General features: G+C 65.6%; 18 protein-coding genes and 1 tRNA gene. 15 read left to right on the forward strand and 4 right to left on the reverse strand.

Annotation, left to right across the window (positions count from 1 at the left end; all coding sequences use genetic code 11):
* The first annotated feature begins 57 nt into the window (after positions 1-57).
* Entirely contained in the window at positions 58-1,290 is a 1,233-nt protein-coding gene (locus tag QYM46_RS08805) for a molybdopterin molybdotransferase MoeA (RefSeq protein WP_432791604.1), read from the forward strand.
* 56 nt (positions 1,291-1,346) lie between these two features.
* The gene (locus tag QYM46_RS08810; protein WP_432791605.1) at positions 1,347-2,522 is read left to right on the forward strand and encodes a ThiF family adenylyltransferase; all 1,176 of its coding nucleotides are present in this window, start codon (positions 1,347-1,349) and stop codon (positions 2,520-2,522) included.
* Between the two features lie 2 nt (positions 2,523-2,524).
* Here QYM46_RS08810 and QYM46_RS08815 read toward each other — a convergent pair whose 3' ends face one another.
* Positions 2,525-2,770: a MoaD/ThiS family protein gene (locus QYM46_RS08815; protein ID WP_432791606.1), complete on the reverse strand. Its 246-nt coding sequence runs from the start codon at positions 2,768-2,770 to the stop codon at positions 2,525-2,527.
* Positions 2,771-3,859, reverse strand: a complete 1,089-nt coding sequence (moaA, locus tag QYM46_RS08820) for a GTP 3',8-cyclase MoaA (RefSeq protein WP_432791607.1) — start codon at positions 3,857-3,859, stop codon at positions 2,771-2,773.
* Between the two features lie 41 nt (positions 3,860-3,900).
* On the opposite strand from moaA, the gene QYM46_RS08825 reads away from it, so the two are divergent.
* From QYM46_RS08825 to gluQRS, 9 genes are all read left to right on the forward strand, one after another.
* Positions 3,901-5,109: a molybdopterin molybdotransferase MoeA gene (locus QYM46_RS08825; protein WP_432791608.1), complete on the forward strand. Its 1,209-nt coding sequence runs from the start codon at positions 3,901-3,903 to the stop codon at positions 5,107-5,109.
* The gene (gene moaC, locus QYM46_RS08830; protein ID WP_432791725.1) at positions 5,106-5,576 is read left to right on the forward strand and encodes a cyclic pyranopterin monophosphate synthase MoaC; all 471 of its coding nucleotides are present in this window, start codon (positions 5,106-5,108) and stop codon (positions 5,574-5,576) included. Before QYM46_RS08825 ends, moaC begins: the two co-directional genes overlap by 4 nt.
* Positions 5,573-6,004 carry a molybdenum cofactor biosynthesis protein MoaE gene (locus QYM46_RS08835; RefSeq protein ID WP_432791609.1) on the forward strand — a complete coding sequence of 144 codons (432 nt, stop codon included), beginning with the start codon at positions 5,573-5,575 and terminating at the stop codon, positions 6,002-6,004. The genes moaC and QYM46_RS08835 overlap by 4 nt, the downstream gene beginning before the upstream one ends.
* Complete coding sequence (locus QYM46_RS08840; RefSeq protein ID WP_432791610.1) at positions 6,001-6,402, forward strand: TOBE domain-containing protein; 402 nt, start codon at positions 6,001-6,003, stop codon at positions 6,400-6,402. The genes QYM46_RS08835 and QYM46_RS08840 overlap by 4 nt, the downstream gene beginning before the upstream one ends.
* 91 nt (positions 6,403-6,493) lie before the next feature.
* On the forward strand, positions 6,494-7,258 hold the full coding sequence (modA, locus tag QYM46_RS08845) for a molybdate ABC transporter substrate-binding protein (RefSeq protein WP_432791611.1): 765 nt from the start codon (positions 6,494-6,496) through the stop codon (positions 7,256-7,258).
* Position 7,259: 1 nt separating this feature from the next.
* Positions 7,260-8,963 carry an ABC transporter permease gene (locus QYM46_RS08850; protein WP_432791612.1) on the forward strand — a complete coding sequence of 568 codons (1,704 nt, stop codon included), beginning with the start codon at positions 7,260-7,262 and terminating at the stop codon, positions 8,961-8,963.
* A gap of 28 nt (positions 8,964-8,991) precedes the next feature.
* Positions 8,992-10,683 carry an AMP-binding protein gene (locus QYM46_RS08855; RefSeq protein WP_432791613.1) on the forward strand — a complete coding sequence of 564 codons (1,692 nt, stop codon included), beginning with the start codon at positions 8,992-8,994 and terminating at the stop codon, positions 10,681-10,683.
* A 99-nt stretch (positions 10,684-10,782) separates the two neighbouring features.
* On the forward strand, positions 10,783-11,103 hold the full coding sequence (locus QYM46_RS08860) for a GNAT family N-acetyltransferase (protein WP_432791614.1): 321 nt from the start codon (positions 10,783-10,785) through the stop codon (positions 11,101-11,103).
* Positions 11,100-12,038: a tRNA glutamyl-Q(34) synthetase GluQRS gene (gene gluQRS, locus QYM46_RS08865; protein ID WP_432791615.1), complete on the forward strand. Its 939-nt coding sequence runs from the start codon at positions 11,100-11,102 to the stop codon at positions 12,036-12,038. The genes QYM46_RS08860 and gluQRS overlap by 4 nt, the downstream gene beginning before the upstream one ends.
* 59 nt (positions 12,039-12,097) lie before the next feature.
* On the opposite strand, the gene QYM46_RS08870 is transcribed toward gluQRS, so the two are convergent.
* On the reverse strand, positions 12,098-13,309 hold the full coding sequence (locus tag QYM46_RS08870; protein WP_432791726.1) for a glycosyltransferase: 1,212 nt from the start codon (positions 13,307-13,309) through the stop codon (positions 12,098-12,100).
* Entirely contained in the window at positions 13,310-14,221 is a 912-nt protein-coding gene (locus tag QYM46_RS08875) for a DMT family transporter (RefSeq protein ID WP_432791616.1), read from the reverse strand. It lies immediately after the preceding gene.
* Between the two features lie 254 nt (positions 14,222-14,475).
* On the opposite strand from QYM46_RS08875, the gene QYM46_RS08880 reads away from it, so the two are divergent.
* The 4 genes from QYM46_RS08880 to QYM46_RS08895 all read left to right on the forward strand — a co-directional run bounded on the left by QYM46_RS08880 (position 14,476) and on the right by QYM46_RS08895 (position 18,444).
* Positions 14,476-14,548 (forward strand) — tRNA-Asn (locus QYM46_RS08880).
* 159 nt (positions 14,549-14,707) lie between these two features.
* Positions 14,708-15,508, forward strand: coding sequence for an LLM class flavin-dependent oxidoreductase (locus tag QYM46_RS08885; protein WP_432791617.1), 801 nt, complete (start codon positions 14,708-14,710; stop codon positions 15,506-15,508).
* A 110-nt stretch (positions 15,509-15,618) separates the two neighbouring features.
* Positions 15,619-17,040 (forward strand): MFS transporter, encoded by a 1,422-nt coding sequence (locus tag QYM46_RS08890; RefSeq protein ID WP_432791727.1) that lies wholly within the window; start codon positions 15,619-15,621, stop codon positions 17,038-17,040.
* 102 nt (positions 17,041-17,142) lie between these two features.
* Complete coding sequence (locus QYM46_RS08895) at positions 17,143-18,444, forward strand: EAL domain-containing protein (protein WP_432791618.1); 1,302 nt, start codon at positions 17,143-17,145, stop codon at positions 18,442-18,444.
* The last annotated feature ends 7 nt before the right edge of the window (positions 18,445-18,451 follow it).

Consider the following 18,451-nt stretch of genomic DNA (forward strand, 5'->3'; position numbering starts at 1 on the left):
CCATCGGGCCTGGCCGTTCCGAATCGCAAGTAGGATCGGAGCGAGGGAAGGACATCATTGGACCCAGAGGACTACTCCGAGCTCATCTGCTCCGAGCTCTTCGCCGAACTGGCATCATTGCAGCGCACCGAGGTGGTGCCCGTGCAGGCTGCCGCCGGACGCACCACGGGGACGGACATCTCAGCGCCACGATCGGTGCCCGGCTTCGCCGCCTCGGCGATGGATGGGTTCGCGCTCGACGGCGCTGCCCTGAACGCCGCCCGCGACGGAGAGGCTGTCCGCGTCGTCGGCGACATTCCCGCCGGCCACGGACCCGTCGCCCTGCAGAGAGGATGCGCGGTGCGGGTGATGACGGGTGCTCCCGTGCCCACCGACACCGAGGCGGTCGTTCCCGTCGAGCTCACCGACGCTCAGCAGGCCGGTCCGGCCCCCGAGGCCATCCGAATCGATTCTCTTCCCGAGTCAGTGCCTCTTGGCTGGAACATCCGTGCAGTCGGCGAGGACATGAATCGAGGTGACATGGTTCTGCGTGCGGGGGAGCGGATCACCGCCGCCGGGGTCGGCACGCTCGCGATGCTCGGCATCACCGAGATCGCAGTGACCCGCGTACCCCGCATCGGCCTGATCGTGACCGGAGACGAAATCCAGGGTGCTGATCAGTCAGATGCGGCCCTCACCGAGGCGGCCACCGCCTCGATCTTCAACTCGAACCTGCCGATGCTCGCCTCTGCCGTCCGCGGCTTCGGTGCCGAACCCATCGAAGCCACGAGCAGCGATGATATCGACGAGCTGCGCCGCAGGCTCACGACGATGCGGACTGAGTCCGACCTCGTGGTGACGACCGGAGGTATCAGCGCCGGTGCCTTCGAAGTCGTCCGCCAGACCCTGGAACCCGACCACTCGACCTTCCGTCGCTTGGACATGCGACCCGGATCCCCGCAGGGCTGCGGGCGATTCGGCACTCTGCCGCTCATCCATCTGCCCGGCACACCTCAGGGCGCCTTCGTCGCGTTCCACCTCTTCGTCGGCTCGCTGCTGACGGGGAAGAGCCTGCGACAGAGATGGCGGAAGGGCATTCTCGCCGGACCCGACCTGCGACCACACGCAAACGCCGTCACTTTCCGCCCCGGCAGTTTCACGGAATCGGGGGAGATCCTTGCCGCCGATCGGGCCAGACTCCCGGATTTCGCCACCGCCGATATGGTCATCAGAATCCCGCGCCGCACAGATTCCCCGCGAAGCTCTGAAGAGGTCAGCGCGGGCACGATCATCGACTACCTCGAGTGCTGATGCCGGAACACCGGCGCAGACAGCCCGCGAACAACTCAGCCGACTAGGATGGCACCATGTCCACGTCACCCCTCGAACCCGCCGACCGGGCCCGGTATGCTCGGCAGCTTCGACTGTCCGGGTTCGGAGAGAGCGCGCAGGCGGCGCTGCTCGACTCGCACGTCCTCGTCATCGGCGCCGGGGGACTCGGCGCACCGATCCTCAGCTACCTCGCTGCCGTCGGCATCGGCACGATCACCGTGGTCGATCCCGATATCGTCGAGCTGAGCAATCTGCACCGACAGGTCATCCACACCGAGGCGGCCGTCGGCACTCGTAAGATCGATTCCGCCCGGCAGCGGATGAACGGGATCAACTCGTCGATCGAGGTGCGCACGATTGCCCAGCTGCTCACTGCGGACAACGCTCTCGACCTCTTCGACGGCGTCGACATCGTCGTCGACGGCAGCGACAACTTCGCCACCCGCTACCTTGCCAACGATGCCTGTGAGATTCTGGGGCTCCCACTCGTGTGGGGGACGATCCTCGGCTTCGACGGACAGGTCGCCGTCTTCGACGTCGAACACGGCGCGACCCTGCGCGACCTCTATCCCGACGTTCCGGCTCCGGGCAGCGTGCCCGACTGCTCGGTCGCCGGAGTCCTCGGCCCCTTGTGCGGAAGCATCGGCTCCGCCATGGCGATGGAAGCCATCAAGGTGCTCACCGGAATCGGCACACCGTTGTACAACAGCGTGGCGATCCACAGCAGCCTCGATGCCGGCTGGGAGACCGTCCCTGTGCAGCCGATCCCGGGCCGAACTCCGGTCACCGACCTCGAGATGCATCGCAGCGATTACGCCCAGCACACGTTCGACTCGCTCGGCACCGACGACAGCACCGAGAGCACAGCCGGCACGAACACAGGGGAGAGTCCTCTGGGACCGGCCACTGTCACCTGGTCGGAGCTTGACGAAACCTCCATCCTCGTCGACATCCGCGACGACGACGAGGTCGCCTCGGGGATGGTCCCCGGCGCTATTCACATTGCGATGGAGGAGCTCCTCGCCGACCCCGGCAGACTGCCCGTCGGGTCGGATCCCATGCAGCAGTCAGAGATCGCACTCTACTGTCGGTCGGGGGTGCGCTCGGCGAAGACCGCAGCACAGCTGCGCTCACAGGGCACCGCGGTGACCTCGGTCAACGGCGGATACCTCGCCTATCTCTCTCAACCGGCTTCGCAGCAAGGCGGGTGACCTTACCCGCCCGCGAACGGCGGGAGGACATCGACGGTGTCACCATCGGCCAGTTTCGCGGACCGATCGGTCGCGGCCACGGAATTGACGAGGAAACTCGAGCGCGACAGCACGGTCGCGGCTTGGGTATCGGCCGCCTCGGCGAGGGTCGTGACGAGCTCATCGACGGACCCGGCATTCATCTGTGATTCGCGGGCGCCGAAGGCCTCCCGGGCTGCGGCGAAGAACCGAACGGTGATGGTGGGCACTTATCCTCCGATGGCGCTCATGGGGCGCTGTGGCTGCTCGAACGAATCCGTGTCCATCCCATGACCGGCGAGCTTCTTCCAATGCGCACCCTTCCACAGGTTCGCAATCGAATCGTCCGAGGCCCCCTCACGCATCGCGGTGAGCAGATCGACCTCGGTGCGAGAGAACAGGCAGGTGCGCACACGACCCTCCGCGGTCAGCCGCGTGCGGGTGCAGTCCGCGCAGAAGGGACGCGTGACCGACGCGATGATTCCGACGGTGCCGAGGATCGTATCGGGCCGACGTCGATCGGCGACGAGGAACTTCTCGGCCGGAGCACCGCCGCGAGGCGCCGAATCCGGGGTGAGGACGAAGCGGGGCTCGAGGAGGGCGAAGATGTCAGCGGCGGTGATCATCGACGTCCGATCCCAGGAATGTCCGGCATCCAGGGGCATCTGTTCGATGAACCGCAGACTCAGATCCTGCTCGAGGCACCACTGCAGGAGATCCGGCGCCTGTGCATCGTTGACACCGGGCAGCAGCACGGCATTGATCTTCACGGGCTCGAGTCCGGCGGCCTTCGCCCCGTCGATGCCCTCGAGCACCCGTTTGAGGAACGGACGTCGGGTCATGGACTCGAAGGTCTCCGGATCGATCGTGTCGAGCGAGACGTTGATGCGGTCGAGTCCCGCGTCCTTCAGCCGTGCGGCACGTTTGTCCAGACCGATCGCGTTCGTCGTCAACGCGATGTTCGGTCGCGGCTCCAAGGCCGCGACACCGGCGATGATCTCGTTGATGTCCTTGCGCGTCAGGGGTTCGCCGCCGGTGAACCGGACCTGGTCGACGCCGAACTTCTCCACCGCGATGCGGACGAAGCGGACGATCTCGTCACCGGTCATCGCGGAATCGCGGGACATGAACTCGACGCCTTCCTCCGGCATGCAGTAGGTGCAGCGCAGGTTGCAGAAGTCCGTGAGGGAGATGCGGAGGTCGCGAGCGCGGCGGTCGAAGGTGTCGAGCAGCGCCTCCTCGGTGTGGGCGGTGAACTCCTCGCCCGGGTCGACCGTCGGAGTTCTGAGCACCGGCATGGGCAGGCCGATCTTCTCCATGGCGTCATCCTCCTTGAAAAGCGTGTCGATATCATCGTCCCATGACTACTGCGAAGATGCACCGTGAGCGGATATCCGAGATGATTGCGCCCCTGACCGGTCCCGTGAGCCTGCCGCTGAGTTCCCTGCTGGAGACGCCGAGGCGGCTGACCGCCGATGTGGAATCGCCGATCGATGTGCCCGGCTTCGACAACTCGAGCATGGACGGCTACGCCCTGGCCTCTGCCACCGTCGAAGAGATGCGCGAGCACCCGATTCCCGTGCACGGGCGTGTCGCAGCCGGTGCGCACGGACAGCCGGTGCAGCCGGACACCGCAGTGGAGATCATGACCGGGGCGCCGCTGCCTGCGGGCACCGATATGGTCGTCAAGATCGAGGACACCTCCCCGGGACGCTTCGGAGCCGAGGCCACCACGCTGGCTCCTTCGGTCGAACCACGCCCGGGAACCTTCGTCCGGCGCCGCGGATCCGACGTCCGCACCGGTCAGACCGTGCTAAGTGCGGGCACCATGCTGACGCCCGCCCACCTCGGCGTGGCCGCTGCCTGCGGCGTGCATGAACTTCCGGTGCTCGGTCTCCCGCGCGTCCTCGTCGTGAGCACGGGCGATGAGATCGCCGCCGAGGCGGCCGCCGGGATCAACGACGCGAACTCCGTGACGCTGAAGGCCGGGCTGCGTCGCCTCGGCGTCGATACCGAGGTGGCGTTCGTCCCCGACGACCCACAGCAGCTGCTCGACCGAGTCCGCCACAGCGATGCGGAGCTCGTCATCTCCACCGGGGGCATCTCGAAGGGAGCGCACGAAGTCGTCAAACTCGCGGCCGACCTCGATGCGGACTCCGCGATGACCTTCGAACCGATCGCCATGCAGCCCGGAGGACCGCAGGGCTGCGGACGCCTGGCCGACCATGCGTGGGTGGCGCTGCCGGGCAACCCGGTGAGCACACTCATCAGCTTCGAACTCTTCATCCGCCCCGCCCTGCTCGGTCTGGTCGACCACGAACCGCCCCGCGAGGCCGGCCGCCACCGACTGGCCCACGGATTCGACGAAGACCCTCCGGCCGGAAAGCTGCAGGTTCGCCGCGCCAGACTCACCGACGCCGGCCTCGAATTCGTCGGCGACTCCCGGTCCCACCTGCTCCACAGCTATGCCGAAGCCACTCATCTCGTCTTCGTCTCGCCCGAGGACGCGGGAGCAGACGATCCGTTCTCAGCTGTGGGAGATAGGCTGTTGACGTGGAAGATCGCATGAAACTCAGCCACGTCGACGCATCCGGAACCGCCCAGATGGTCGATGTCGGCGACAAGGACGTCACGAAGCGCCGAGCCGTTGCCTCCGGCCTCATCACCACTCGTGCCGAGGTCATCGACCTCATCGCCGAGGCGGGACTGCCCAAGGGCGATGCTCTGCCCGTGGCCCGCATCGCCGCCGTCATGGGCGCCAAGCGCACCAGCGACCTCATCCCGCTGTGCCATCCGCTGCCGCTGACGGGAATCGATGTGGAGTTCGAACTCCGTGAGGACGCGGTGGCCATCACCGCCGCGGTGAAGACCGTATCGAAGACCGGCGTCGAGATGGAAGCGCTGACGGCTGTGACCACGGCCGCGCTGACGATCTTCGACATGATCAAAGCCGTCGACAACCAGGCAGTCATCGGCGACATCAAGGTCGTCGAGAAGACCGGCGGAAAGAGCGGCGATTGGACGCGAGAGTCATGAGCACCGGCACAGTCGTGACCACGGGAGTCATCGAGTCCCCGATTTCGACCCAGGAACTCGAACCCGAGGTCCTCACGGACACCTGCGGTGCCGTTGTCAGCTTCTCCGGAGTCATCCGTGACCACGACGAGGGTCGGGGAGTCGCTCGTCTGCACTACGAATCCCACCCCCTGGCCTCCACCCAGATCGCCGAGGTGGCTGCGGACATCGCCGCCCGGCACCCTTCGGTCAGGCTCTCCGTCGTCCACCGCGTCGGCGACCTCGAGATCGGCGACGTGGCACTGGCCGCGGTCGTCGCCTCAGCCCACCGGAGGGATTCCTTCCTCGCCTGCTGCGAACTCATCGACGAGGTCAAGACACGGGTGGCGATCTGGAAGCATCAGCACTTCAGCGATGGCAGCGACGAATGGGTAGGAGCTCTCGAATGACCGGACTGCGGATCAGCGATGCGGCACGATTCCTCGGCGTCAGCGATGACACCGTGCGCCGGTGGGTCGCCGACGGTCGACTCTCCCAGCACAAGGACGCCTCGAATCGGGCGGTCGTCGACGGCAGTGAGCTCGCCGCTCTCGCCCAATCGTCCTCCGAGGCTCTGCCGGACCCCAGCGGAGTCGTCAGCTCCTCACGCAACCGCTTCGCCGGTCTCGTCACGGATGTCAGCATCGACGGAGTGATGGCCCAGGTCAGCATGCAGTGCGGTCCCTTCCGCGTGGTGTCGCTGATGTCGGCCGAAGCCTGCCGCGAACTCGGGCTCGAACCGGGCAGCCTCGCGACCGCCTCGGTGAAGGCGACGATGGTGTCGATCGACACCGTTCCGAGTTCGTGAGGGCCGGCCGTGCCGGGCAGCACGCGACCGTAGAGTCTCATAATCGGAACTGAAGTCGACACGGAGTCGCATTTGCGGGTTCAATGGGAGTATGAAGAAAACCCTACTGGGACTCTGCACCGTCGCAGCCCTGACCCTGACCGCCTGTTCATCGGGATCTGACTCGGGAGCCGAAGCGGACCAGTCGGAAGAGATCACCGTCTTCGCCGCGGCCTCACTCACCGAAGTCTTCGAAGACATCGCCGATGAGTTCGCCGCCGCCGATCCGAACGCACCCGATGTGAAGTTCTCCTTCGCCGGTTCCTCCGACCTCGTTTCGCAGATCTCCGAAGGCGCCCCCGCCGACGTCATCGCCACCGCCGATGAGAAGACGATGGACACACTCGCCTCCGACGATCTGCTCGCCGGCGAGCCTGAGATGTTCGCTTCGAACACGCTCACCCTGGCCGTGGCCGACGGCAATCCGAAGGCGATCAAGAGCTCTCAGGACTTCTCCGGCAACTCCCTCGTCGTCTGCGCGCCTCAAGTGCCCTGCGGTGCTGCAACTCAGAAGTGGGCCGATCTCAATGACGTCGCACTCGATCCGGTCAGCGAAGAGAACTCGGTCACCGATGTCCTCGGCAAGGTCAGCGCCGGGCAGGCCGACGCCGGGATCGTCTACGTCACCGATATCGCCCGTGGAGACGGTGAGGTCGAACAGGTCGATCTCGACGGCGCCGACAAGGTCATCAACATATACCCGGCCGCCACCGTCAAGGCCAGTGAGAACCAGGACCAGGCCGATGCCTTCGTGAAGTTCCTCGCTTCCGATACGGCCCAGAAGCTGCTGCGCGACGCCGGATTCGCCGCGGGCTGATATGACCTGGCCTGCTCCGATCCGTCAGGAGGCGTCCCCGTCCCGCCCACCGCGGCGGCCCAGATCGGATTCGCTCATCCCCGGCTGGCTGTGGGTGCCCGCCGTCATCGGCATCGTCCTCCTGCTTCTGCCGATCATCGGCATGCTCACTCGGGTCGACCCGCAGAGCCTGCTCGCCGTCATCACCGCCGAGGAATCCCGCCTGGCGATGAGGCTGTCCCTGCAGACCTCGGTGACCTCGGCTCTCATCAGCGTCATCATCGGCTTACCCCTCGGGTACCTGCTCGCCACCCGGCCGTTCCCCGGCCAGCGCATTGTGCGTACCCTCATCCTGCTGCCTCTCGTGCTGCCGCCGGTGGTCGGCGGTCTCGCACTGCTCTACACCTGGGGTCGGTCGGCCATCCTCGGCGGGGGACTCGAAGCGGCGGGCCTCAGTCTCGCCTACACCACCTCGGCGGTGATCATGGCGCAGGTCTTCGTCTCTCTGCCGTTCATGGTCATGTCCGTCGAAACCGCCACCGCGGGCCTCGGCCGCCGCTATGAACTCACCGCGGCCGAGCTCGGTGCGAAACCCAACCGTGTGTTCTTCACGGTCACTCTGCCGCTGCTCCGACACGGAATCGTCACAGGCGCCGTGCTGTGCTTCGCCCGCTCACTCGGCGAGTTCGGGGCCACGCTGACCTTCGCCGGATCTCTGTCCGGCGTCACCCGGACGATGCCCCTGCAGATCTACCTGGTGCGCGAATCCGATCCGCAGGCGGCGATCGGACTCTCGCTCCTGCTCATCGTCATCGCCGTGGTCATCATCATCGCCGCCTACCGGTCCCCGCACGCTCCCCGGCTGAGATCCCCGCACACCATCCCCACCGAGGCGGTCCCATCCGTCGAGGGCGACGTCCCGAAACGCGGGGGAGCGACCGAACCGGAGCCGCGGTCCGTGGAACCTGCGAGACCCGCACAGAACATCAGCGCCGAAGTTCAGCTGACTGCCCGCGGGATCGATCTGGACCTGACTTCCGCGCTGCCGGGGACCACCGCGATCATCGGCCGCAACGGGGCCGGAAAATCCACCCTGTTCCAGGTGCTCACCGGCGCCCTGGTGCCTGATTCGGGACGGCTGCGCCTCGGGGAGGACACGGTCTTCGACATCGCTGCGGGACTGTGGCCGCCGGTCCACGACCGCGGAATCGTCCATCTCGCACAGAACCCCCTCCTGTTCCCCCACCTGACCGTCATCGACAACGTCGGATTCGGTCTGCGGGCTCACGGTGCGACTCGCCGCGTCGCTTGTGAACAGGCGCAGGCGATGCTCGACCGCCTTGGCGTGGGGCAGTGCGCGCACCGCAGACCCGACGCCGTCTCCGGGGGACAGGCCGCCCGCATCGCGCTTGCCCGTGCGCTCGTCGTCGAACCGAAGCTGCTGCTGCTCGACGAACCGCTGGCCGCACTCGATGTGGATGTCGCTGTCGAGACCCGTCGGGTGCTGTCCCGGCTGCTGAACGGGCGCAGCGCACTGCTCGTCACCCATGACGTCGATGACGTCACCGCTCTGGCCGAGTCGCTGATCCTGGTGGAGGGCGGAGCCGTCGTCCACTCGGCTCCCGTCGGGCAAGTCGACCCCGAAGCCGCAGGTGAGGGCGCCGAATTCCTCGCCAGCTTTTGCATGCGGGACCGTGACGGAATAGTGTGCAATCAGTCACAGTGAAAATTGGCATGCAAGGGAGCACAGCGCAGTGTCCGAATTGTCCTACTCGTCGGGAACATCGACGGAACCGCTGCTCGGGATCACCATCGCCGAGCACATCAAACGCACGGCAGCGAAGAATCCCGAAGCGCTGGCATTGGTCGACCGGCATTCGAATCGGAGATGGACGTACACCGACTTCGATCGTGACACCGACGCATTGGCCATCGGGCTGATCGAGCGTGGAGTGAAGAAGGGCGACCGCGTCGGCATCTGGGCGCAGAACGTCGGCGAATGGGCGCTCGTGCAGTATGCCACGGCGAAGATCGGAGCGATCCTCGTCAATGTCAACCCTGCCTACCGCAGCCACGAACTCGAGTTCGTCGTCGAGCAGTCCGGAATGAGCCTGATGATCTCGCAGATCGTCGCACCCCCGCACTCGGACTTCCACGCCATCGCCACCGAGGTGGCCGCCAAGGTCCCCAGCCTCGACCTCGTATTCCTCGACACGGTCTCGGAGGACCTCATCGGCGGCGTCACCGTGGGCGAGCGCGAATCCTTCGCTCACCTCATCGAGCAGGGACGCGAGATGCTCGACGACGAAGGAGCGAAGTACGCGGTGCGGCTGCAGCAGGTCATCGACGATCTCTCGGCCGATGATCCGATCAACATCCAATACACCTCCGGCACGACCGGATTCCCCAAGGGTGTGACCCTCAGCCACCACAACATCCTCAACAACGGCTTCTTCATCGGCGAGATGCTCTCCTACACCCCCGCTGACACCGTGGTCGTTCCTGTGCCGTACTACCACTGCTTCGGCATGGTCATCGGCAACCTCGCCGCGCTCAGCCACGGCTCGGCGGTCGTGCTGCCGTCACCGGCCTTCGACCCGGTGGCGACGATGGCGGCGGTCACCGAGGAGAAAGCCACTTCGCTCTACGGTGTGCCGACGATGTTCATCGCCGAACTCGAGCACCCGCAGTTCGCAGAATTCGACTTCTCCACTCTGCGCACCGGAGTCATGGCAGGATCGCCCTGCCCGGTCAATACGATGCGCCGAGTCATCGACGATATGAACATGTCCGAGGTCGCCATCTGCTACGGCATGACCGAGACCTCGCCGGTGTCGATGATGACGCGCGTCGACGACTCCCTGCAGAAGCGCACCGAGACCGTCGGTCGGGTCATGCCGCACCTGGAGATCAAGATCGTCGACCCCGTCACCGGGCAGACCGTCCCGCGCGGCCAGAAGGGCGAATTCTGCACTCGCGGCTACGCGGTGATGCTCGGCTACTGGAATCAGCCGGATAAGACGGCCGAGACGATCGACGCTGCCCGGTGGATCCACACCGGCGACCTGGCCATCATGGACGATGACGGCTACGTCGACATCTCCGGACGGATCAAGGACATGGTCATCCGCGGAGGCGAGAACATCTATCCGCGCGAGGTCGAGGAGTTCCTCTACCACCATCCAGCGATCCGCGACGTCCAGGTCGTCGGCATCTCCGACGAGAAGTACGGCGAAGAGCTCATGGCGTGGGTGATCCTCAAAGACGGCTTCGACTCGCTCACCGCCGACGAGGTCCGTGAGTTCTGCTCGGGCAAGCTCGCCCACTTCAAGATCCCACGCTATGTCGAGGTTCGTGAGTCGTTCCCGATGACGGTGTCGGGCAAGATCCGCAAAGTCGAGCTGCGCCGAGAAGGCGAAGAGCTCACTCACTCGGCCGGAGCCTGAGGGCAACGGGCGCGGTCCCGGCAGGGGCTGGAGTCGCGAACAGACCCTGCCGCGACCATGTATCGTTCACAGAGGAGTCGGCTATGAAGGAGTGCACCAATGCCACAGCCCCAACTCAGCCCCACACCGGTCCGAGTCGTGAAGAACATCGATCGCGAACGTTTCGAACTCTTCTCCGAAGAGACCCCGGAGGAGTTCATCGGGTTCCTCGCCTACCAGGTCATCGATGAGCACACCCTGGAGCTGCAGCACACGATCATCTCCGAAGGCTTCTCCCGCCGCGGTTTCGCCCGCACCCTCGTCACCCGGGTGCTCGACCTCCTCCGCGCGGATGGGACATCGATCGTGCCCACCTGTTCCTATGTGCAGGACTACCTCGAACGGTTTCCGCAATACGGCGACCTCGTAGCCCATCAGTGACCGGCACCCACTCAGTCGGCGGAGCCGGGCGTTTCGCTCCGAGCCCGAGCGGTGACCTCCACATCGGCAATATCCGCACCGGACTGCTCAGCTATGTGCGTGCCCGGCAGACGGGCCGCCGGTTCCTGTGGCGGGTCGAAGACCTCGATCGGGTGCAGACCGGCGCGGCCGAATCGCAGCTCGAGGTCTTCGCCGACCTCGGAGTCGTTCCCGACGAGCCTCCCCTTGTCCAGTCCGAACGCACCGCGGAATACTCGGACGCGATTGCGAGGCTGGCAGCCGACGGTCTCGTCTACGAATGCTATTGCTCACGCAGGGACATCGCTCAGGCCCCGAGCGCACCCCACGCACCACCCGGGGCCTATCCCGGGACCTGTCGCAGTCTCGGCGAGGGAGAGCGGGAATCGGCCCGGCGGAGACTCGAGGCGAACAACCGGCAGCCGGCGCTGCGTCTGCGCACGGACAACCGAGAGCACAGCATCGCCGATGTGCTGCTGGGCCGAGTGGAGGCCCTTGTCGACGATCTCGTGCTGCGGCGAGGCGACGGCGTCTACGCCTACAACCTCACCGTCGTCGTCGATGACGCAGCGAGCGGAATCGACGAGATCCTGCGCGGGGACGATCTGGCCTCCTCTGCACCGCGGCAGGCATATCTCGCACAGCTGTTGGGTCTGCCCGCACCGGGCTGGGTCCATGTGCCCCTGGTGGTCAACGACAGCGGCCAGCGGCTGGCCAAACGCGACGGCGCGGTGACCTATCAGCAGCTGCGCAGCCTCGGGTGGAGCGTCGAGGACGTCTTCGCCTGGATGCAGCAGTCACTGGGGTTCGACGGTATCGGATCCCGGTGGAGGTCCGTCGACGACATGATCAGGAGTGCCGACTTCACCGGGATGCCGACCGCACCGACGGTCTTCGTCCCACCTGTGGGTTCCTGAGGCCGCGTACGTCAGCCCGCGTGCTCGTCAGGCCGCCTGTTCGTCAGCTCGCGCGTGCGTCAGGCCGCCGACGAGTCGGCGGCGTCTCGGATGACTCCGTCGTAGATGGATTCGAAGGTGTCGAGCGTGTATTCGATATCGTGTTTGGCCACGACGTCGAGCGACGCTTTCGACATGTCATCGAGTTCGGCTTCGGGCATCCGGCAGATGCGGGTGAAACGATCGGCCAGGGCATCGGTGTCACGCGGTGGGAACAGATACCCGTTGACCCCGTCGCGGACGAGGTGCGGCAGGGCCACCGCATCGGCAAGGACCACGGGCTTGCGCGAGGCCAGCGCCTCCAAGGTGGCGATGGACTGCAGCTCAGCGGTCGAGGGCATGCAGAAGAAGGTGCAGCGCTGGTAGGCGTCCATGAGCGCTTTGTCGCTGATCTTTCCGAGCACATGCACTCGGTCGGCGATGCCGAGTTCCTCCGCCAGGTGCTTCAGCGGTTCCTCCTGGTCACCGCCGCCGACGATATCGGCTTCGAGCCCCAGCTCCGGATCGGTCTTCGCCACGGCCTCGACGATGTCTGCGGCATGCTTCTCCGAGGAGAGGCGTCCGACGAAGAGGACGCGCGGGGGGACGGCCCGTGACTGGGCGCAGTCGAGTTCGCGCAGATGAGCGAAGCGTTCCAGGTCGATCCCGCACGAGACTGCTCGGATGGGAGAGGAGAAGCCGTTCTCGGTGAGCAGATCGGCCGCCAACTGTGTGGGCACCGTGATGAAGTCGGCGGACTGGAACTTCCGGCGCAGATCCCACCAGGCGATGGCGGTGCCGCCGTCGAGAACGGGCTTCGGAGCTCTGAGGTAGGGCCGGACGTTGTCGGGCATGAAATGGTTCGTGGCCACGACGGGGATAGCCCGCTTGATCGATTCGGAGAAGGCAAAGCGGCCGATGACGAAGTGAGCCTGTGTATGCACGACGTCGGGGCGGACGCTGTGGAGGAGTCGCGAGAGCTCGGGCTTCGTCTCCCACGGCATGCAGATCATCCACGTCGGGTGCAGCGGCCAGCGGTGAGCGGTGAGTCGGTGAACGGTGACCCCGTTCTCGACGCTGACCGAGGGTTTGCCCGTCGCCGAAGGGCAGGCGACATGGACATCGTTGCCGCGGGCGGCGAGGCCCTCGGCCAGACGTTCGGCGAACTTCGCGGCACCGTTGACTTCGGGTGCGTACGTCTCTGCCGGAATCAGGATTCGGCGTTTCGGAGTGGGACGGTGCGCAGACAGGATTCAACTCTCCTCGGTGTCGGTCATGGTGTCGGAACGGCGGGCGTTCCTGCGCTGAGCTTCTCGGTCTCTGACATCGGGATGATACCGCGACAATACAACGACGGCTGCGCAGGCGACCAATCCGGTGAGCGTGATGATCAGGATCAGCCAGACGGGGGAGTGGGCCGCCTCGCCGAGGACGATGGTGCCCAGGATGACGGCACCGATCGGGTCGATGACTGTCAGCCCGGCGATGACCATCTCCGGGGGTCCTGCCGCATAGGAGTTCTGGACGAACAGGGAACCGAGGGCAACGGCCGCCACCAATGCTGCGACATTGATCCAGGTGACCTGGTCGAGGCCGGCCCGGAGAAACTGGACGCTGACCAGGTGGGCATTCGTCGCCACACAGGCGAAGAGCAGGCCGGCCGCGATGATGAGAACCAGCTGCGGGGCATGGCGGAAGAGCAGGACGATCACCAGGCCGATCGCGACGGCGATGGCGGTGATCCAGAACAGGGGCATCGCATCGGCGCCGAGGTGGACCTCCGACTGTGCGGTCGTGGCCGAGAGCGCGACGAAGGCCGTCACCCCGGCGGTGCACCAGATCACGGACTGGACGAGTCGTCTGTTGACCTTGAGACCGCGGTGTCGGATGCCGAGCAGTACGGAGACGATGAGTGAGAATGCCCCGATCGGCTGGACGACCATCACCGGGGCCAGAGCCAGGGCGATGAAATTGCCCGCCGTTCCCACGCCGAGGATGGTCAGCCCGAGCAGCCAACGGCGATTGCGCAGCAGGTCGGTGAAATGTGCCCAGCTCAGTCCGTTGTGGGAGTCATCCTGCCCGGCAACGGCTTCATGCTGATACAAGGCGCCATAGGCCAGTGCCACGGCCGCGAGGACGGCGAGGGCGATTGCCGCTATGGTCACGTTGAGACTTCCGGTTTCGACGGTGCGGTTCTGGGATGGGGATCGCTTTGAGTCTATCGCGCAGGACGGCCGCGAAGATGGCCCCGGACTGTGTTTGTCCTGACTGTAAGGCAACCCTGCGGCAACGGGTGGGGAAACCCTCCGCGCTGTGGCCGAAGCGCCCTCAACGCTGTGAGCTAAAGCACTCGCCATGGTTTTGTTCGTCTGCCCGGAGGTTTGCTAAGCTGGAACACGCCCGCAGGAAACTGCGGCATTCCTCCGTAGCTCAGTTGGCAGAGCATTCGACTGTTAATCGAAGGGTCGCTGGTTCGAGCCCAGCCGGGGGAGCAGCAAAGGCCTCGTCCATCACGGACGGGGCCTTCGTCGTTGCCGGAGGGTCTCCGGAGCCGACTCCGGTACGCCAGCACCCGCGGGTTCAAAATTCATACGCACTGTTCAAGAACACCACGTATGCATTTTGAGGCCGCTGATGCCGACAATTTGAGTGTGAAACATACGGAAGCAGCGGACCTCGGCAAGCATCGAGACGAAGAGGCCGCCGCCCTCGATCTGCTCTCCGACCAGCGAGTGGCGTTGGGCATCAGTCGCGGATCTCCGGAGCCGGCCCTGCGCGGATGGGAAGCCTTCGGCTACGAGGATCCCACCGAGCCGAAGGCAGCCAACATGGCCAGGGAGAAGTTCGATCGGTTCCTCCGCGCCATCCGCGGCGAGGAACTTGCCCCGGCCGATCCGAAGCAGTTCGGTCCGGGGAAGCGTCTGCGCATCGAACCGCATTCCCCTGCCTTCGAACGCCGCATCTGGTGGGGAGCCGGATCTGCCTCCACCGCCGAATGGGCGGCACAGCAGGGTGTCAACCTGATGAGTTCGACTCTGCTCACCGAGGCGACCGGCGCCGCATTCGGAGACCTGCAGGCCGAGCAGATCGCCAGGTACCGTCAGGCATGGAGCGCCGCGGGGCACGAATGGACTCCGAGAGTGTCCGTCAGCCGCAGCATCTTCCCGATCACCACCGATCTCGACGACCTCTATTTCGGTCGGCGTGGGGCCGGCCAGGGCGATCAGATCGGCATCATCGACGACACACGCTCGACGTTCGGCCGTACCTACGCAGGTGAACCGGACAAGCTGATCGAGGAGCTCCAGGCCGATGCGGCCATCCAGGCCGCCGACACCCTCATGCTCACGATCCCCAGCCAACTCGGCGTCGACTACAACCTGCACCTCCTCGAGTCCTTCGCAGAGCATGTCGCACCGGCTCTCGGATGGGTGCCTGCCGGTGCGCACTGAAGGGCACCGTCGTAGGACCAGCTGCGAACGTATGATGAGACCAATCGGAGACGAATCACCATAAGCGACATGTCACCATCAGGGGAGACTGAGTGAGCGAGAGCACGACGATGACGCAGACGCAGAAGCGCATCCTCATCATCGGCCTCGTCCCCCTCTTCATGTCCCTGCTGTCGGTCTCGAGCATCAATGTGGTTCTGCCCTCCATCGCCGCCGGCATCGACGCCTCCACCTCGGCCCTGCAATGGGTGCTCACCGGGTATGCGCTGTCTTTCGGCGTCGTCCTCGTCGCCGCCGGACGGGCCGGGGACGTCTTCGGACGCGGCCAGCTGTTCGTCATCGGCGTCGGTCTCTTCGGGCTCTCCTCGCTGGTCGCAGGAATCGCCCCGGACCCGCTGACGCTCAATATCTCCCGCGTGACCATGGGGCTGGGCTCGGGATTCCTCAACCCGCAGGTCGTGGGCCTGCTGCAGCAGTATTTCCAGGGTCCGCCGCGCGGTCGTGCCTTCGGGCTGATGGGCACCACCGTGGGCCTGTCGGTGGCGATCGGCCCGGTGCTCGGCGGCGCCCTCATCGCACTGTTCGGCAGCGGCCTCGGCTGGAGGGCGACCTTCCTGGTCAATGTGCCCTTCGCGATCGCCTCTCTCGTCCTCGCCCGGGTCTGGCTGCCTGTCGGCGCATGGCGACCTGCCGTCGATGAGGACGCGAAGAACGTCGAAGGCGGCAGGGATCTCGACCCCGTGGGAGTCATCCTCCTCGGCGTCGGCGTCCTGCTCATCCTCCTGCCCTTCGTCGAATCATCGCTGGGCTGGTTCATCTGGCTGTCCCTGCCGCTCGGAATCGGCGTGATCTGGCTGTGGGCATGGTGGGAACGTCGCTATGCGCATCAGGGTCGCCCTCCGATGGTCGACCTCGATCTCTTCCGCATCCGCAGCTTCAGCAACGGGGCGATCATCATCGCCCTCTACTTCCTGGGCGTGACCAGCGTCTGGGTTCTCGTCGCCATCTACATGCAGCAGGGTCTGGGGCATACGGCCCTGGCCGCGGGAATGATCGGTCTGCCGGCCGCGCTGTGTTCGGCGGTCTCGGCGGATGTGTCCGGACGGTTCGTCTTCCAGATCGGGCGCCGCCTCGTCGTCTGGGGGATCGCGCTGTGCCTCGTCGGTCTCCTGGCCACCATCGGCGTTGTCGCACTGCTGTCCCGAGGCATCGGCAGCGAATGGTGGATGCTGCTCACCCTGGCTTTCATCGGCACCGCTCAGGGCATGGTCATCAGCCCCAATCAGACCCTGACCCTGCAGGAGGTTCCCCTGCGTTATGCCGGATCCTCCGGGGGCGTGCTCCAGACAGGGCAGCGCATCGGCACCTCGATGGGGTTGGCGATCATGACCGCTCTGGCGTTCTCGATCACTGCGGTGAGCAATTGGCATTGGGCAATGATGGGAGCGTTCGTCGCGATCGCCGTCATCGTCATCCTCGCCGGAGTCGTCGGCCTCATCGAAGTTCGCCGAGGCGGCCCCCGCCGAGCGTGAGGAACCGTTCGCGGCACGCCCGGTCGGCAAGGTCAGCATCAGCTGTCAGCGCAATAATGTTACGGATTTTAGACAATCCGCTGTGTCCGAATGTGGAAGACTGTGAACGCACATCAGCTCATGGAAGGAAACACAGTGGTCGAGGCCGTACCCGAAGACGAGCTTGCGCTCGAAGAGCTCGTGCGTTCGGGCGGGATCGAAACCTATTTCGCCCCCGTCGTCGACGTATTGACCTTCCAAAGGGTCGGCCATCAGATTCTGCAGGCTCCCACGGGCGATCCTGAACTAGGACGTGCCGAATCGGAGAACCTGCGCCACGCCATGCGGGCCTCGACGATCACCGGTGATATCGACGCCTCTCTGCGGGATTCGGCGCTGCGCACTGCCGAAGGCGCAGGACTGCCGAAGTCCAACCGCCTGTTCCTCCACGCCGAAGCCGAATCCTTCGCCACCCTCGAGGACCGCGCCGGGGAACCCGACCGGTCGGTGATCCTCCAGCTCGACGCCAACCGCGTTGCCTCGTCCCCGGCCTCGGTGCTGCGTTCGGTGCGCTCGGCACGCGCCATGGGATGGGGAGTGGGCATGTCATCGGTCGGTGCCGACCTGCGCAGCACCTCCTTCGTCCCGCTGGTCAATCCCTCCGTCGTCGGACTCCACCCGGACGTCCTGCGCATCGACTGCGACTCCCACCTGGCTGAACTCAACCGCCTCCTCCACGCCCATCTCGAACGCACCGGCGCGGTCATCCTCGCCGACGGTGTCGAGACCGAAGACGATCTCGACCGGGTGCGCGCCCTGGGCGCGCGATTCATGTCAGGGCGCTATTTCGGTGAGGCCACGAAACAGCCGCAGCCGTTCTCCGAACCGAACGAGGACGCTCTCGTCTCCCACTACTCACGCAACCTTCCGGCATTGGGCACACCGTATTCGATCTCTCAGGGGCTCCGGCGTGAGCCGCTGGTGATGAACCGCGAGCTCCTCGTCGCCCAGATCGCCGCCCTGGAAGAACGCGCTCTGGCGTCGGGAACCGCGACCATCACTCTCGGCGTGTTCGGGGAGGACGCCGAGTTCTCCGAGGCGACACGGCTGCGGTACGAGAAGATCCGTGACACCGTGGGGCTGACCGCGATGTTCTCCGGCGGGTTCGACGGACCGCCGATTCCCGGAGTGCGCACCGGCCTCGTCGATGCCTCAGACCCCATCCGCAACGAACACGGTGTCGTGGTCGTCGGACCGGACTGGTCGGGCATGGTTGCGGCGTCGAAACGCAACGATCCGGGCAGCGACGGACAGACCGTCTTCGATGTCTACATCACGACCGACCGGTACACATGCGTCGACGCAGCACGCAGCGTTCTCACTCGCGTCGCACCTCTCACCGCAACGGCGAGGCTGCGGGCCTGAAGCCGTC

The organism is Brevibacterium sp. K11IcPPYGO002 (assembly GCF_050920635.1).
GTDB lineage: Bacteria > Actinomycetota > Actinomycetes > Actinomycetales > Brevibacteriaceae > Brevibacterium.